Here is a 16,472-nt window from a genome sequence, read left to right as displayed (position 1 = left end):
AAGGAACAGACGTGTCTCAAATTGAAGCGGATGCGCTTACGGCAGAAGTGGTTGCCGAATACTTACGTGACAATCCGGACTTTTTTCATCATCGTCGAGATTTAGTCGATAGACTGGCGTTACCTCATCAAGAGCAAGGTGCTGTTTCATTAGTGCATGTACAAATGAACCGCCAACGTCAGCGTATTGAAGAGTTGGAAGAAGAGATCACCGCTTTAATGTCATTGGCAAAGAGTAATGATCGTACGTTCCATGAGTTTATGCAGCTGCAGGAGCAAATCCTTAAGTGCGATTCATTGCTTTCGGTGGTAAAAGCGATTGAAGAAATGGCTAAATCACTCGATCTCATTGCTTATGTTCGTCTGTTGGATAACGAATCAAGTTACTATTCATTAAGCAAAGAAAATTACCAACGCTTTGCGACTAATCATCTCAATGGCAAGGGCGCTTACCTAGGCCGTATGCGTAAAGTGGATCGCGAATTGTTGTTTGGTGACAATCAACGTGCTCCGGAAATGGGCTCCTACGTGGTGTTACCACTACAGAAGAAATCCCTGCAAGGTGTTCTGGTCTTTTCGAGCAGCGATGGCGGACACTTCCAACCGCATATGGATACTTTATTCTTGCGCCATCTAGCCTTAGTTCTTTCCCACCTAGTCGACAGCCTACCTTGGCAAAGCGAAGACCATGAGCGAATCACTAGCACCTCTGCCTAATGGTCTCCAACGGCCCCTTGAACGTTTCTACGAATATTTGCGTAGTGAAAAGGGGCTGAGCTTACATACTCAACGTAACTACAAACAACAACTTGAAACCATGGCGCAGCATCTGGCTCATTTGGGGCTTAAAGAGTGGCAACAGGTTGATGCGGGTTGGGTGCGTCAGTTAGCCAGTAAAGGTATGCGAGAAGGTATGAAAGCCAGCAGCTTGGCGACTCGCTTATCTTCGCTGCGTAGCTTCTTTGATTTTCTGATCTTGCGTGGAGAAATGACGGCAAATCCTGCTAAAGGTGTTTCTGCGCCACGTAAGAAACGCCCACTGCCTAAAAACCTAGATGTGGATGAAGTGGGTCAACTACTTGAAGTGAACGAAGACGATCCATTGGCGGTACGCGATAGAGCCATGATGGAACTGATGTATGGGGCGGGTTTACGCTTGGCTGAATTGGTCAGTATCAATGTTAAAGATGTCAACTTCTCCGCTGGCGAACTTAGGGTTGTCGGTAAAGGTGACAAAGAGCGAAAAGTGCCTTTTTCCGGTATGGCGGCAGAGTGGGTTGCCAAATGGTTGAAGCTCAGAGCTAGCGTAGCCAATAGCGATGAGAATGGTTTATTTGTCTCTAAACTAGGCGTAAGAATCTCGCATCGCAATGTGCAGAAACGAATGGCTGAGTGGGGACAAAAACAGTCGGTCGCCAGTCATATCAGCCCGCATAAATTGCGCCACTCTTTCGCCACGCACATGCTGGAATCGAGTAACAATCTGCGTGCGGTGCAGGAATTGCTCGGGCATGAGAATATCTCGACCACGCAAATCTATACTCACCTAGATTTTCAGCATCTTGCCGAAGTGTACGACCAGGCCCATCCAAGAGCGAAGAAGAAGGATAGCGAGTAATGCAGTTTTTCCGCCATTTGAAACCGATCCAAGCGATGACTTTCGACCTTGACGATACCCTTTATGATAATCGCCCGGTCATTCGTCAAGTAGAGGCAAAAATGGTGGCTTGGCTGCATAAGTATCACCCAATCTCTGCAACGAAGACGTTGCGCTGGTGGTATGACTTAAAGCGCTCATTGGCGGAGGACGATCCTTGGCTGCTCAATGACGTCACGCTGTGGCGCTTTAAGCAGATTGAAAAGGGTTTATATATTCTTGGCTATCAGCCGCAGCAGGCAGAGCAGGCGGCGAACGAGGCTATTGATGAGGTGCTTCGCCTGCGTAGTGACTTTACTGTCCCGCAGGAGTCACATGAGGTAATGGCAGAACTCGCTAAGCGCTTACCATTAGTTGCGATAACCAATGGTAATGTTGATGTTGAGAAGATCGGCTTATCTGATTACTTTTCTTTAGTATTGAAGGCTGGGCCGGATGGCTACGCAAAACCTCACTCCCAGTTGTTCAATAAAGCTCAATCTTTCTTATCTGTGCCTAAAGAGAATATTTTGCATGTCGGAGATCACTTAATTTCTGATGTGGTAGGGGCGAAGAAAAGTGGCTTTCAAGCCTGTTGGTATAATGATCAAGGGGTGAACATTTACCGCGTCAATAAAGCTCGCATGCTACCAGATGTTGAAGTGAATCGTTTACATGACTTATTGCTATTGAGTGAGATGTAAATAACATCTGACCAAAACAACACTTTTCATATTGGTTTAGTTGGATTACGGTATAGCAAAACATAAATCTAATTAAACAACGTCTTAGGCTTTTGAATGCGCACATATTCAGCGCTGGTTAACAACAATCAGCAATTACAAGCGCATCTAAGGGATATACCGACGGAGAAATACTCTTCGTTTCTTGTTCAGCTTCTGTCTACGGATCCGGAACAGGTCGCATGTGATTATGCGGACCAAATTCTAGAGCATATTCCTGGATGCCACATCATAGGTCATAGTACTCGCCATACTATTTTTGATGGTCAGATTGTCCATCGAGGTAGCTTGGTCGCCATTTCCTGCTTTGAACACTCTTCCATTACTTCTACTTGTGTCCCGATTACCAATAATCCGCTCTCTGAAGCGAAAGAGATCGTTAATGGCTTAGCACTAAACCACCAAACTAAGTCAATTATTAGCTTCTCACAGCATGTCAGCTCGCTCGATTTTAATCTCTACCAAGCGTTAGGTTCTCTCACTGATGTACCGATCAGTGGTGGCGTTGCAGCCAATGTTGATGACAGAGATGAGTGGGTGTTATGTGGCAACCAAACATTTCAGAAAATGACGGTGTCAGCTGCGCTGCATGGGGACAAGTTACAGGTTTGGCGTAGCGCTTTCTCTGAGTGGACGCCGATAGGTGGACCGCTTCGGGTCACTGATGCAGATGGCACTCAATTGCGTTCGTTAGATTATGAGCCAGCTTATGCCATTTATCAGACTCGTTTATCAGAGGGACGGACTCTGGCTTTAGAGCAGATGCTGAGTTTCCCTCTTAAAAGTAGCTCTGGCGTGGTCAGCTGCCCTAGAGAGCTCTATCCCGATGGCAGTATTGAAGTCGATAATGCGGTGACTATTGGTGATGAAGTGCGTATTTGCTATAACCACCCGTCGTTGACCTTAGAGCAAGTTAGGCATGATGTGATTGGTTTAGCCCAGCATAACCCAGAGTCTATATTCATCTATAACTGCGAGTCGCGTTTGGAATTTATTGAAGGTGTCAGTGAAATCCAACTGTTCGATGAATTTGAAAGTTGTTGTGGCTCTTTCTGTTTGGGCGAGTTTTACCGAGGTGACTCTCAGCAATCGCTTCATCACAGCATGACTTATGTTGCTTACAGTGAGGACTCTGCTCGTCCGGCGCTGACTTTTAACGAAAAAGCCGAGTTTCCGGTCTCTCCTTTGTTTCATCTAATTAGCTATACGATTGATAACCTGAATCAAACGCAGAAGAGTATGGAGCTAAAACTTGCTGAGCAAACTGAGAAGCTGATCAATAGTTACCGTCTGGATAAGCATACCGGGCTAAAAAATCGCGTTGCTTTGCAAGAAAGGCTTAAAGTCGTCAATACGGATGAGCATGTGGCGACATTGAAACTGTCTAATTTTCATCAGATTAATGAAAAGTATGGTTATCAAGTTGCGGATGAGCTTATCCGCGACTTAAGTGATTACTTTACGGATAACCTCTCCGATCTGCATTGGGCCCCATTTGTTCAGCAGCTCTACTATATTGGCACAGCAGAGTGGGCTTTGGTGTTTTCATCGGATATCGCCACCAATGAGCTCCAACAAGAGCTATCTCAGTTTGCTGATAAGGTAGAACATATTAACTTTGAGCCTTATGGATTACCTGAGGTCGATTATCTGTCGGTGTCTATTTCTGGTGGCATCGCCAGTAAGCGCGATTTCCCCACGATCTCTGGTGATGAACTTTTACTGAAGTCGATCGATGCACGTCGGATTGGTAAAGCGCGTAATACCCACTTTATTAACGCCAAAGATTATTCTATCAGTGAGTTAGAGCAAAGGGACAAGCTCGATTTGATGGGGGTAGTCAGCCGCGCCATCCTTAATAAGCGGATTATTACCTATAGCCAACCGATTTTTGCCGCACATACCCGCGAGCAGGTTTCCCAAGAGTGCTTAGTTCGTATTGAAGATGATGGGGAGATTATTGCACCAGGGCGTTTCTTACCCATCGTAGAGGGCACGCATCTCTATACTCGTTTAAGTCGTCATATGCTGACATCAACCATAGCGCATATGGCAGACAAGAAAGCGTCATTCTCAGTCAATTTATCTCCACAGGATATGCTCAGTGACAAGACACTTTACCTCCTTGAGCAGTCGGTTGCGAAGATGAATGACCCATATCGCTTAGGCATTGAGGTGTTGGAGTCTGAACGGATTAAGGATTTTGGCCGTATGGCTGAGATTTGTGGTCACTTTAAGCAGCTTGGCGTTCGTTTGCTGGTGGATGATTTTGGCTCTGGTTACTCCAATATTGATGAAATTATTCGCTTAGAACCGGATGTAATCAAGCTTGATGGGAGCTTAATTAAGACTATCGATAAGGATCAGAAACAGCGTCAGATTACCGGTCAGTTGGTCAAGTTATGCCAAGTGCTTAATGCAAAAACTGTCGCCGAGTTTGTTCACAATCAAGAGGTGTGCAACATCGCGGAAAGTATCGGTGTCGACTATCTGCAAGGATTTTACCTCGCAGAGCCTAGTCGCTTGTTTTAGTCTTTAAAAACGTGACCGCTTTTGTCGGCCTTGAAAGCCAGCATATAGCGGTCAAAAAACTGCAAGAGTTGCTCTGCTTGTTGTACTTGCTCAGCTTGCTTTAGCACTTCGCAGCCAACTTCTAACGTACATAAATGACCTTGCTCTTGGTTGCGACGTAATTGATAACGTGACGCTTGAGTCGGGTTAATATGCACTAAAGGTAGCTGCCTGAGCCACGGGCTCTTACGCAGCATCTTTTTCGCTTCCTGCCATGTCCCGTCAAGGATGATAAACAAAGGTCGTTTCTCGCTCGCAGCTGTCTCACCTATTGCCTGCGACACTGGAATACTTCCGTCATCAGGAAACAGCAAGTAGGCTTGATAGTCCTCACTTTGTATTAAGGTCATTAACTTGTCACAAGGCTGAGTGCGTTGCCAAATATGCACGCTGGTCGCGGACAGGCTTTTCACTAACCACTGGCCAGTATTGGTCTCGCGGTTAATTTCATTTTCATGAGTTAACAGTGCAAGGTGGAAGCGAGTCTTGATGCTTGGTAGGTAGTGGCATACGCACTGATGCTGCAACTTGCACTGAGGGCAGCAATTGCCCTCAGTTGATTTAGCTTGGCTCACATTACTACGCCTTGCTGGTGAGGTGTTTGACCGTCAGAAAACAACTGGACAGGGCTAATCTGATCGTAGTTAGCGACTGGCGCAGAGCTTGGGTTAAGCGGATAGCTGTCCCCTTGATACTTTAAGACGTGTTGGTTCGGTGTCGCGCCCCCACCGCTAACAAATAGGATTAAATCTTGCCACCCATTGGTTTGCTCTAGACCTAAGTTAATCGGCGTTCTTACTAGAGTAATGCGAGAGTTAAACTGCCATTGCTGTTGCTGATTCTCAAACATCAGCAAGGTACAGCCACCAGAACCACACCAGTTCAGTTGAACCAAGAGTTCTTTATTGCCATCACCATTTAAATCGTACTCCAACCAACGGTACTTGGTATCAGCGGGGTCGATGTTATCCGATTTAAAATACTCACGTATGGCATTGTCGACCTTAGGGTTGAACTCGGCGCTAGAAGGGATGGCTTGCGGATTTGAATTCGCTTTCGAAGTGGTGCTTTGCGTCTCTTGCTGAGCTTTAAACAAAGTCAATCCACCATCGGCAATCGGATAGATAAGACTGCCTACCTTCTCTTGGCTAGCACTGAGTTGGTAGCCATCACGAGTGAAGATTCGCTCTGACAATAATGCTTGCTGTTGATGACGAGTCATCACTACTTGAATCTGGTCTTTGTTAAGCTGCTGCCAGTAGCCACTCTCAACGGAATCCGCTTCTCCTGTTGTGTAGCTGTAGGTGGTTGTCGCTGAGTGATCCGGAAAGATTTTTAATGCGACGCTAAAGTTGCTCGATTTGGTTGAGGCCGCTTGATAGAGACCAGTCCAATCCTGAGTGGCATCTTGATTAGATAGGGTGGCACACCCTTGGTAGTTGTTGCCTTCAAGCTCAAGTGTTGCACTCCAGCCATAAAGTGAATCGCTCATCCCATCAACACAGCTATGTTGGTTGAGCTCTAGTGACCCGCCTTCGAATTGATAACGACGTCGATCAGATTCAATACGGCTACCTGAGAGCGCTAACTGGCGTTTATCTTCACCGATTTTCTGAAAGGTCGGCGCGTTGCGGGCGAAATCAATCGACCAGAAGGGTTCATTGCCAAAAGCTCTAGTCGGTTTAAGCGCTTGATCGCAACGCTTTGGGTTCTCTGCACTAAGCAGGTTAATCGAGTCGACAACGAAGCGTGCACTGTAGTCAGCAACAAAACCATCTGCTTGGCCAGTTTCAAGGTGGCCGATAACTTCACCATAAAGAGGAGCATAAGGAGAGCGAACTAACTTTAGCGCTTGATGGAAGCGATCGTCAGAGATATCGAGCCAATACTGTTGATTACTACCACAGGGGGTAATAGAGCGCACTTCATGGCCAAGCACGACTTCACCACGCATAACAAAAGTTTGAGGCTTTATGGTATCAGGCTTGTCTAAGCTCGCTTGCACGACGGATTTAGATTCGCTGTCTTTGATGGTCGTTGACGTCGAACAGGCTTGCAATGCGAGTAAAATGATCACAGCCGCTGGGTTTCGGAGCGCCTTCATGCTATATCTTCCCTATTAAGAAACTGGCGGAGCCTATTATGGCATATTGGCTATTCAAAACTGAACCAGACACCTTTTCTATTGACACACTCCGAACACAAAATACCTCATGCTGGGAAGGAGTACGTAATTATCAGGCACGTAACATGATGCGTGATCAGGTCAAACTCGGTGACTTGGTGCTGATCTATCACTCATCTTGTAAGAAGGTAGGAGTGGCAGGGATTGCGAAAGTGGTCAAGGAGTCATACCCCGACCATTTCTCATTTGATCCTGAAAGTGACTATTACGACCCGAAATCAACGCCGGATAACCCGCGCTGGTTTATGGTTGATATCGAATTTGTGCGTAAGACAGATCGTTTGATCCCATTATCCGTGATGAAAGCGATGCCAGAACTAGAAAATATGCCGTTGGTGAAAAGAGGTAATAGGCTGTCCATCATGCCAGTCACTGAGCAAGAATGGGCTGCTATTTTAGGTAAAGAGAAGCTACCTAGCCAAAGATAACTGCGATAACAAAACAGGCTGCACAATGCAGCCTGTATTGAATTGATAGCGACAGCCGCTAATTAAAAAAGATTATCGTGCAGGTAGTGAGCCACAGCATCATCTTCATTGCTGCCAATCACTTCATTGTTTGGTAGCGCCTCTTTCACTTTATGGTGCGAGGTGCCCATCACCAAACCTTTTCCTGCCATTTCTAGCATCTCTGCATCATTCATCCCGTCACCAAAGGCGATACAGTTCTCTAGGTTCAGATCTAAAGATTTTGCGACGGCTTCAAGCGCGTGGCCTTTTGACACTTCAGCAGCCATGACTTCAAGGCACCAAGGTGTTGAGAAAGCAATGTTGAGGTGAGCACCAAACTTTTCACGTAGTTTGTTTTCGAACGTCACAAGATGGTCGTGGTCTTGATCTGGGTGAGTGAAGAAGATTTTCGCAATGCCATCATTTGGCGCTGACGCTGCGTTAAAGCGTTTATAGCTAAAGCCAGATTCACTGTGGAATTTAGCGAGCATTTCATCTTCTCGATCGAGTAACCAATCTTCGTTTTGATACATGTGGATAAAAATGCCTGGATCTTCGCTGATCACATCGATCACTGGTTGGACTAATTCTTCAGGGACATTCTTGCTGTACATCAGTTGATCATTTTGGTCATGAACACGCGCACCATTAGAGGTAATCATGTAAGCAGGAATACCGGCGATCTCACGGATACCCGCAACATCGACATGGTGACGACCCGTCGCAAAGACAAAGGTGAAGCCTTTTTCATGCAGCGCTTTCAGGGTTTGTTTTGAAAACTCGCTCAGCTGGTGGTTTGGTGCGAGTAAAGTGCCATCGAGATCGGAGGCTACAATGTGAAAAGGAGTATCTTTGCGTGCTTCGGTCATATCACCCTCATATGTACAACATGAATTACCTAATAAGGTAGAGGGCTCAGTTTACTTGAACATAAAGGGGAAAAAGAGGGTAAAGATCACCCTCTAGTATTTCCTATTTTAGTACTGCTCGAAAAAGGTCAGGGCGGTATCTAGGGCTTGGTTGCGATACTCATCTTTTTCAAACAACAGTTCATGTTTCGCGCCATGTACTATTTTAAAGGCACACTGAGTGTTGGTCCGAGCAAGTTTCTTGATAAATTGGATTTGCGCTTGATTAGACACGATTTGATCTTCGCCTGCCTGCATGACCAATAAAGGGACTTTTAAATGGCGAGTCATTAGATAACATTGCTTACAGGCCATCAGCCCTTGCCATACCCAACGCGTACTTGCGCCGCCAATTTTGAGCTCAGGTTGTTGCTCATAGAGATCACGGAACCAATGATAGCGAACATCACTTTGGCTGAGAAAGTTACCTTCAAACGGTTTAGGAAAATAAGCCACTTGGCCGGGAGCAAATGTCGGTTTGGGATAAATAGCCGTTAACAACTGGCCTAAAATTGTCGCAATCGGTTTTAGGTGCCAAGGGAGATCGACGCCATACATAGGCGCACTGAGCGAAACCGCATCAAATGGGTAGTCATAACTTTGAAGGTAGCGCGTGGCAATATTGCCGCCCATGGAGTGACCCAACAGATAACGCTTTTGGTATTGGTCCAAATTGAAATGGTGCAGCACCTTGTCTAAGTCTTTGACGTAGTCATCAAACTCTTCCACATAGCCCATCTGCTTGTCTTCAATCAGGCGGTCAGACAAACCTTGGCCGCGATGATCGTAAGAATAAATATCGTAACCTTGACGGAATAGGTCGTAAAACAGCTCTTGATACTTTGCGCAGCACTCAATGCGTCCGTTGACCACCACGATCGCTTTGGTGTGTTCTGGTGCGCTGAGTTTAATCCAGTACAGAGCGGTTTTGTCGAACGATTTTATATAGCCTTCCTCTCTAGACTCCCATAATTTAGCAATATTACTATTGATTGCTTGCTCAAAATTGGACTCTTGAGTATAAGAAGGAGTAATGTTGAAGCTTGAATCATTCATGGTTGTTAAGCGCCTGATTACGATTTCATTTTTGCGACAGATTTAGATTATGTGTCTCTAGCTGCATTTAGTCGAGGGGAAATACGATGGATATGCATGTTTGGCTTGCTTATGTAGTCACAGCGATTGTTTTTAGCTTAGCTCCGGGGTCTGGTACGGTGAACTCAATCAGTAATGGCTTGAGTTATGGTACGCGACGTTCGTTGGCAGCGATTGCCGGTCTACAGATAGGTCTGACTATCCATATTATGCTCGTTGGCGCGGGTATTGGCGCTCTGGTTGCTCAGTCTGCATTCGCCTTTAGTGTGATTAAGTGGGTGGGTGCCGTTTACTTAGTATGGCTTGGTATTCAGAAGTGGCGCGATCACTCTAGCTTAGCAGCCACGGAAGCGACTCAGCACCTATCGAGCATGAGTTTGATGCGTAAAGCGGTACTGATTAATCTGACCAACCCTAAATCGATTGTGTTTTTGGTCGCGCTGTTCCCTCAGTTTCTGGACCCAGCAAAAGATCAGTTAACTCAGCTTCTCGTGCTTGGAGTGACTACCGTGATCATTGATGCGTTTGTTATGTTGGGTTACACCAGTCTCGCAGCGCAGATGGGACGTTTTATTCGTTCAGATAAGATTATGTCGCGTATCAACAAAGTTTTTGGCTCTATGTTTATGGGTTGTGGTGCTCTATTGGCAGCAGCGAAGGCGTAATTCACCATCATGCAAAAACGGATGAGAGACACCTATGTGGCTCGCCAACCTATACTTAATGCCAAGCGGCAAACCTTAGGGTATGAGTTGCTTTTTCGCGACGGTGAGAACAACGCATACCCTGCACATGTTGAATCCAATCGGGCGACATACCGCCTGATTGTTGAGAACTTTCTTTCCATAGGCACCAATCCAGCCTTGGCGACCTCACGCTGTTTTATCAACTTTCCTCACTCTAGCTTAGTGCGCCTGTTACCTCTCTCTTTGCCTAAAGAACAAATCGTCGTTGAAGTGTTGGAAACCTGCACACCAAATGACGAGTTGTTTGCAGCAATCAAGCAGATCCACGCTAATGGCTACTTAATTGCATTGGATGATTTTGTTTATAAGCCAGAGTGGGAACGATTTCTGCCCTATGTGCAAATAGTCAAAATCGATATTATGGCGACGGGGCTGGAAGAGTCTTGTGCTTTGGTTAAGGAACGTTTAGCCAAGGGAGTAAAGCGTAAGTTTCTCGCAGAGCGAGTCGAAACTGAGGAAGAGTTTATTGCCACGCGCTCAGCGGGGTTTAGTTTTTTTCAGGGCTATTTTTTTAGCAAGCCACAAATCGTCCGTCAACGCTACGTCAGCCCTCAACACGCCATCGCGATGGAGTTGTTTAAAGAGGTGTGTCAGCCGGAAGTGGATTTTGAAAAGGTTGAGCGAATTGTCGCTCGTGATGTTGCGCTGTCGTACAAGCTACTGCGTTTCGTTAATACCATGTCGAATCGCATTGAAGTGCCTATCTCTTCTTTCCGTCAGGCCTTGGTATACCTTGGTCAAGATAAGCTTAAAATCTTCGTCTCTTTAGCGGTGGCCTCGTTCGTTTCCGCCAACAAGCCGAAAGAAATCTATACTTTATGTCTGCAGCGAGCCCAGTTTTTCTTGCTGATGGCCAATGACAATCCTTTCAACCAATTCCGCGAACAAGCCTTCCTGATTGGATTGCTGTCTCTGCTGGATTCTATGTTGGATATGTCCCTTAAAGACTTAGTGGAGCAACTCCCTTTAGCGGCGGCAATCAAGGTCGCTTTGTTAGAGAGGCAAGGTCCTTTTGGCGACCTTCTCAGATTGGAAGAGTGCTACGAAAGCGCAGACTGGCAGGGGATGGAAGCCGCGTGTGATCAGTTGAATCTATCACTCAATGAAGTTATGCCGCGTATCTCTCAGGCTCAGCGCTGGAGCCAAGATCTCAACACCATCGTTTAGTTCCTTTATTAAGCTTTTATGACAATGCATATGTCAGGCTTGATTTCAGCTCATTTTTAAATAAATATATACGCATATCCATATATGAGTATGTTTTATGTTACCTCACCAGTTCTTTAAGTTGTTGTCTGATGAAACCCGAGTTCGTTGCTTGATGTTGATTATGCGCGAAGAGTGTTTGTGTGTAGGTGAATTGACCGAAGCGCTACAAGAGAGCCAACCGAAAATTTCTCGTCATCTGGCTCAGCTACGCTCAAATGGCATTTTGGTTGATGTCCGTCAGGGGCAATGGGTGTTCTACCGTTTAGCTGCTGATTTACCGGGATGGATGAAAAAATTGATTGATGATCTTGTTGCTTCTAACTGCCTTAAAACAGAGTACCAACAAGATATTGAACGACTTCATGCAATTCAGGCTCGACCTGTTTGCTGTCAGTAATTAAGTAACAAAAGAGATAGAGTTATGGCAATTAAAGTAGGTATTAACGGTTTCGGTCGCATCGGACGTTTAGCGCTTCGCGCGGCTTTTGATTGGCAAGAGCTAGAGTTTGTCCAGATTAATGACGTAGCGGGTGATGCTGCGACGCTCGCGCACCTGTTAGAGTTCGACTCAGTCCAAGGTCGCTGGCACCATGAAGTGAAAGCCGAAGGCAACCAAATCTTAATCAATGGTCAGGTTATCAATACTACGCAAGAGAAAGATATCGATGCGATTGACTGGTCTGGCTGTGACGTAGTGATTGAAGCGACAGGTGTGCATCGTAAAACTTCATTCCTAAACAAGTACCTAGCTCAAGGTGTTAAGCGTGTTGTCGTATCGGCACCCGTCAAAGAACAAGGCATTGCGAATATTGTCGTTGGCGTAAATGACGAGATATTCGACCCAGCGGTACACCAGATTGTTACTGCTGCCTCTTGTACCACTAACTGTATCGCTCCGGTGGTTAAAGTCATCAATGAGAAGCTAGGTATTGAGAACGCTTCGTTCACTACCATTCATGATTTAACTAACACACAAACCATTCTTGATGCGCCGCATAAAGATCCGCGTCGTGCGCGTGCTTGCGGTATGAGCTTAATTCCAACCACGACGGGCAGTGCGAAAGCGATTGTTGAGATTTTCCCAGAACTCGAAAATCGTATTAACGGCCATGCTGTACGTGTACCTCTGGCGAACGCTTCTCTTACCGACATCATCTTTGAAGTGAAGCAAGATACCACCGCAGAAGAGGTGAACGCGTTACTTAAAGAAGCATCACAAGGTGAACTGAAGGGCATTCTGGGTTTTGAAGAGCGTCCACTGGTGTCGATTGACTACAAAGGTGATCAACGCTCTACGATTGTAGACGCGTTATCAACCATGTTGGTGGGTAAGCGTATGGTGAAAATCTACGCTTGGTACGACAACGAGATGGGTTATGCAACCCGTACGGCTGAGTTAGTCCGTACCGTTGGCTTGGCATAATACTCCTCATACTGAAGCGGCAACTCCAGTTATTTTGAAGATTGGTTTTAAAAATTTTTAAGAGATTGATGACGATGACACATCCAACCTGGCAACTCGATGTTGAAAATGGTGCGTTAGTACTTACTCCTTGTCCTGGCACTAAAGGCGTTGAACTAGAGGCTTCTCTTGCGCAGTTAAAAGAGCAAGGCGTAGAAGCGATTGTAACCGCTTTAGACGATGCAGAGCTTGCAAGTAAAGATGTCTCTGAGCTTGGGGCTAAAGCGCAGCAACTTGGTATGCAGTGGTTCCAAATTGAGATTGAAGATGATTGCGCTCCAGGTGCTGAGTTTGCCGCTAAGTGGCAAGCCGCTAGCCCGGAGCTACACAAAATCCTTGATAACGGCGGTAAAGTAGCCATGCACTGTATGGGCGGCTCAGGTCGTACGGGGCTTTTTGCGGCTCACCTATTGCTAGAGAAGCACTGGAAATTGGAAGATATTGTGCGTGAAGTTCAAGCGCTGCGCCCAGGTGCCTTTACTAAACCAGTCCAAGTTGAGTACATCACCGCAGTAGCGGCCAAATAGTTGGGTCGAGAGCTTTTGGATCATAGGTGTCCAAAAGCTCTATCCGCTGTAACTAGTCGAGGATTTCACCTATGTTCTCTAATCTCAGCAAAAGTGTCCGTCAGTACATGCTGGTGACGTTCAATTACTGGAACTTCACTATTACTGACGGTGCTCTGCGTATGCTGGTGGTGCTGTATTTCTATGACTTAGGTTATAGCTCGCTAGAGATCGCTTCACTGTTCCTTTTCTATGAATTTTTTGGTGTCGTGACCAATTTGATTGGTGGCTGGCTTGGCGCAAGGTTGGGTCTCAATAAGACCATGAACCTCGGTTTAGGAATGCAGATCGTGGCGTTGACTATGTTAGCAGTGCCACATGCTTGGCTGACTATACCTTGGGTCATGGCAGCTCAAGCTTTGTCTGGTATCGCTAAAGATCTCAACAAGATGAGTGCCAAGAGCTCAATCAAAACCTTAGTTCCGGATGAGCAGCAGGGAGCGTTGTACAAATGGATAGCGATCTTAACGGGCTCTAAGAATGCTCTTAAAGGTGCAGGCTTCTTTGTCGGTGGTTTTCTGCTTTCCACCATTGGATTCAAATATGCAGTGTTGACTATGGCTGGGGTGCTGACGTTAGTGTTTATCGGCAGCGTGTTGAGCTTAGAAGCTGATTTAGGTAAAGCGAAAAGCAAACCTAAGTTTAAGCAGATATTCTCCAAATCGGAGTCGATCAATATCCTTTCCGCTGCACGAATGTTCCTATTTGGTGCTCGTGATGTGTGGTTTGTGATTGCTCTGCCTATCTACCTTGGCAGTGTATTTGGTTGGGATCACTCATGGGTAGGTGGTTTCCTTGCTGTTTGGACGATTGCCTACGGTTTTGTCCAAGGTATCGCCCCTAAGATCACGGGTAAGGCTCAAGGTAAAGTGCCGGATGGCCATGCTGCTATGTTGTGGGCGGGTGGGCTTGCTATCGTCACGGCGGGTATCGCCTATGCTGTACAAGTTGGTTGGCAGCCACAATTGGTGATTGTTGGAGGCTTGATGGTTTTCGGTGCTATTTTTGCCGTCAATTCTTCACTGCACTCTTATCTGATCGTCAGCTATGCAAAAGGCGATGGTGTGTCACTCGATGTCGGTTTCTACTATATGGCTAATGCGATGGGGCGTTTGATTGGTACTATCCTTTCAGGGTTTGTGTTCCAGATGGCCGGTTTAGCTGCGTGCTTGTGGGTCTCTTTTGCTTTCCTTGCTTTGACGACCGTCATTTCGATTAAGCTACCTAAGATTAAACAAATCGCAACAGCGTAGAAATTTCCCACTGTTTCATGACTAAAAGCTGACCAAGGTAATACTTAGGTCAGCTTTTTTATTGCTATATTCAATAGGTTATTAGTACAAGGGGAGTGGCATGAGAGAAAGAGTTCTGTTTTTTGACTTACTGCGATGCGTAGCTGCGGTTGCGGTGATTGCGATTCACGTTCTTGCTCCGTACCGCCACGAACTTGGGCAGATCCCTTTTGGAGAGTGGGCCACTGCTGTCGGCGTGAATAGCGTCAGCCGTTGGGCGGTGCCAGTCTTTATCCTTATTACAGGCGCTTTGATGCTCAGTGATACACGCCCCTTCGATGGCAAATATTATGTCAAAAGGCGCTTGGGCAAAGTCCTTGTTCCATTCTTAGTTTGGTCATTGTTCTACGCTTATCTATCAGGTTGGAGCATCAACGGCTTTGATGCTTTAGAGGCTAAACAGGTACTCGCTGATAGCGCTACCCATGCGACTTATTATCACCTAGGGTTCTTCTATTATTTCATCCCACTCTATTTTGTGATTCCGTTTTTCCAATATGTGGTTAGGCAATATGGCGATAGCGCTCTATATGCCTTTGTCACTATTTGGTTAGCGACGAGCTTACTGTTTTTACTAAGAGTTGATGGGCCTTGGAGTCATGAACTATGGCTATACAGTGGTTATCTCCCGCTTGGATACTTGCTGTATCAGCGAGTGCCACTCACTAAGTCTTATGTTGCTCTATTCACGTTACTTGGGGCTGCGGCACTATTTACTACCGGCTATATGGTGATCACTGACAGTATCGCTGCGCAGGAGTACACAGTCGGTCGATGGCTTTCGTATAAGACACTCAATGTTATTCTTGCGGCAAGTATGATTTTTATGCTTTGTCGTTACTTTGGCGAAGGGCTTTCACACAAGTCTAATCAGGTGATTGGATTTATCAGCAAAAACAGCTTAGGTATCTATATTCTGCATCCGATTTTTCTCTGGCCAATGAAAGAGCTTGGCTGGCATCAAGGCCATCCGGCTTGGGTCATTCCGCTATGGATAGTGTTAAGCGGTGCGGGGGCATTGGCCTTAAGTTGGTTGCTTTCTCGGTCTTCTCGTACGCGCTGGTTATTGCCTTAGCGCTTCATGGCGAAGTGAAGAAACTTGTCTCCTTGGTAGGTTAAAGTACCTTGATCGCCTGGGTTTAGAGCGTGGAAATAGTGGATGCCTACCTGAAACTCACGCTTTGGCCCAATACGACCTTTCTGGACATAAATCCAATACTCTTGGTCATCTTGACCTGGCTCGGCATCTTCGACCGCAATAGACTGCTTGTCGAGGACGGTAACTTCTGCGGTCTGTTCAGGCGCGTTTTCACCTTGAATGTGTTTACGATAGAAATGAACGAACGCCCAACCACTCGCCAAGGCGAAGATTACGATAAAAGCAAACAGTAATGGTAGTGACATGGTGGGGTCTCTCTTTCTCTCATCTCCTTATAGTTTATCGACATTCTATACAATGTGTTGGGCACGGCTCTTGCTATAAAAACAAAGTGATCAATAGCGTTAGAATCTTCGAGGCATATCACACACTAATAAGTGGCGTGACGACGCATTTCTGGTTAGCTATTGATTCTTTTACACAAATTTACTTGAAACTTGCACAAAAAGTGG

The 16,472-nt window shown here is 46.0% G+C and carries 17 protein-coding genes; 12 read left to right on the top strand and 5 right to left on the bottom strand.

Going from position 1 to position 16,472, the window contains the following annotated elements:
* Positions 1 to 11: 11 nt before the first annotated feature.
* The 4 genes from LYZ37_RS14360 to LYZ37_RS14345 all read left to right on the top strand — a co-directional run bounded on the left by LYZ37_RS14360 (position 12) and on the right by LYZ37_RS14345 (position 4,910).
* Complete coding sequence (locus tag LYZ37_RS14360) at positions 12 to 716, top strand: DUF484 family protein (RefSeq protein ID WP_004745021.1); 705 nt, start codon at positions 12 to 14, stop codon at positions 714 to 716.
* Positions 688 to 1,617, top strand: a complete 930-nt coding sequence (xerC, locus tag LYZ37_RS14355; RefSeq protein WP_004745022.1) for a tyrosine recombinase XerC — start codon at positions 688 to 690, stop codon at positions 1,615 to 1,617. Before LYZ37_RS14360 ends, xerC begins: the two co-directional genes overlap by 29 nt.
* The gene (gene yigB / locus LYZ37_RS14350) at positions 1,617 to 2,339 is read left to right on the top strand and encodes a 5-amino-6-(5-phospho-D-ribitylamino)uracil phosphatase YigB (RefSeq protein ID WP_272785912.1); all 723 of its coding nucleotides are present in this window, start codon (positions 1,617 to 1,619) and stop codon (positions 2,337 to 2,339) included. The genes xerC and yigB overlap by 1 nt, the downstream gene beginning before the upstream one ends.
* A gap of 96 nt (positions 2,340 to 2,435) precedes the next feature.
* Positions 2,436 to 4,910, top strand: a complete 2,475-nt coding sequence (locus tag LYZ37_RS14345) for a bifunctional diguanylate cyclase/phosphodiesterase (protein ID WP_272785911.1) — start codon at positions 2,436 to 2,438, stop codon at positions 4,908 to 4,910.
* Here the strand turns inward: LYZ37_RS14345 and LYZ37_RS14340 are convergent.
* Both LYZ37_RS14340 and LYZ37_RS14335 read right to left on the bottom strand, forming a co-directional pair.
* Complete coding sequence (locus tag LYZ37_RS14340) at positions 4,907 to 5,524, bottom strand: tRNA-uridine aminocarboxypropyltransferase (RefSeq protein ID WP_272785910.1); 618 nt, start codon at positions 5,522 to 5,524, stop codon at positions 4,907 to 4,909. The genes LYZ37_RS14345 and LYZ37_RS14340 overlap by 4 nt on opposite strands.
* Positions 5,521 to 7,053, bottom strand: coding sequence for a COG3650 family protein (locus LYZ37_RS14335; protein WP_272785909.1), 1,533 nt, complete (start codon positions 7,051 to 7,053; stop codon positions 5,521 to 5,523). Before LYZ37_RS14335 ends, LYZ37_RS14340 begins: the two co-directional genes overlap by 4 nt.
* Before the next feature lie 38 nt (positions 7,054 to 7,091).
* Between LYZ37_RS14335 and LYZ37_RS14330 the strand changes: the two genes are divergently transcribed.
* On the top strand, positions 7,092 to 7,562 hold the full coding sequence (locus LYZ37_RS14330; protein ID WP_272785908.1) for an EVE domain-containing protein: 471 nt from the start codon (positions 7,092 to 7,094) through the stop codon (positions 7,560 to 7,562).
* Between the two features lie 62 nt (positions 7,563 to 7,624).
* On the opposite strand, the gene LYZ37_RS14325 is transcribed toward LYZ37_RS14330, so the two are convergent.
* Both LYZ37_RS14325 and LYZ37_RS14320 read right to left on the bottom strand, forming a co-directional pair.
* On the bottom strand, positions 7,625 to 8,452 hold the full coding sequence (locus LYZ37_RS14325) for a Cof-type HAD-IIB family hydrolase (protein WP_272785907.1): 828 nt from the start codon (positions 8,450 to 8,452) through the stop codon (positions 7,625 to 7,627).
* Between the two features lie 108 nt (positions 8,453 to 8,560).
* Positions 8,561 to 9,547 carry an alpha/beta fold hydrolase gene (locus LYZ37_RS14320; RefSeq protein WP_272785906.1) on the bottom strand — a complete coding sequence of 329 codons (987 nt, stop codon included), beginning with the start codon at positions 9,545 to 9,547 and terminating at the stop codon, positions 8,561 to 8,563.
* Positions 9,548 to 9,633: 86 nt separating this feature from the next.
* On the opposite strand from LYZ37_RS14320, the gene rhtB reads away from it, so the two are divergent.
* The 7 genes from rhtB (at position 9,634) to LYZ37_RS14285 (ending at position 15,936) form a co-directional block, all read left to right on the top strand.
* Positions 9,634 to 10,251 carry a homoserine/homoserine lactone efflux protein gene (gene rhtB / locus LYZ37_RS14315; protein WP_272785905.1) on the top strand — a complete coding sequence of 206 codons (618 nt, stop codon included), beginning with the start codon at positions 9,634 to 9,636 and terminating at the stop codon, positions 10,249 to 10,251.
* Positions 10,252 to 10,272: 21 nt separating this feature from the next.
* A complete protein-coding gene (locus LYZ37_RS14310; protein WP_272787176.1) occupies positions 10,273 to 11,499 on the top strand; it encodes an EAL and HDOD domain-containing protein in 1,227 nt (408 codons plus the stop codon).
* 97 nt (positions 11,500 to 11,596) lie between these two features.
* Positions 11,597 to 11,938: a metalloregulator ArsR/SmtB family transcription factor gene (locus tag LYZ37_RS14305; protein ID WP_004745032.1), complete on the top strand. Its 342-nt coding sequence runs from the start codon at positions 11,597 to 11,599 to the stop codon at positions 11,936 to 11,938.
* Positions 11,939 to 11,962: 24 nt separating this feature from the next.
* Complete coding sequence (locus LYZ37_RS14300) at positions 11,963 to 12,964, top strand: ArsJ-associated glyceraldehyde-3-phosphate dehydrogenase (RefSeq protein WP_272785904.1); 1,002 nt, start codon at positions 11,963 to 11,965, stop codon at positions 12,962 to 12,964.
* Between the two features lie 74 nt (positions 12,965 to 13,038).
* Entirely contained in the window at positions 13,039 to 13,530 is a 492-nt protein-coding gene (locus LYZ37_RS14295; protein ID WP_272785903.1) for a cyclin-dependent kinase inhibitor 3 family protein, read from the top strand.
* A 71-nt stretch (positions 13,531 to 13,601) separates the two neighbouring features.
* Positions 13,602 to 14,822 (top strand): organoarsenical effux MFS transporter ArsJ, encoded by a 1,221-nt coding sequence (gene arsJ / locus LYZ37_RS14290; protein WP_239854319.1) that lies wholly within the window; start codon positions 13,602 to 13,604, stop codon positions 14,820 to 14,822.
* Positions 14,823 to 14,922: 100 nt separating this feature from the next.
* Complete coding sequence (locus LYZ37_RS14285) at positions 14,923 to 15,936, top strand: acyltransferase (RefSeq protein WP_272785902.1); 1,014 nt, start codon at positions 14,923 to 14,925, stop codon at positions 15,934 to 15,936.
* Here the strand turns inward: LYZ37_RS14285 and LYZ37_RS14280 are convergent.
* Positions 15,933 to 16,265, bottom strand: a complete 333-nt coding sequence (locus tag LYZ37_RS14280; RefSeq protein ID WP_004745037.1) for a DUF2500 domain-containing protein — start codon at positions 16,263 to 16,265, stop codon at positions 15,933 to 15,935. The genes LYZ37_RS14285 and LYZ37_RS14280 overlap by 4 nt on opposite strands.
* Positions 16,266 to 16,472: the final 207 nt, after the last annotated feature.

The organism is Vibrio tubiashii (genome assembly GCF_028551255.1).
Classification (GTDB): Bacteria; Pseudomonadota; Gammaproteobacteria; order Enterobacterales; family Vibrionaceae; genus Vibrio; species Vibrio tubiashii_B.
The sequence above is the reverse complement of the archived record's forward strand: the minus strand, read 5'-3'. Positions and strand labels throughout refer to the sequence as shown.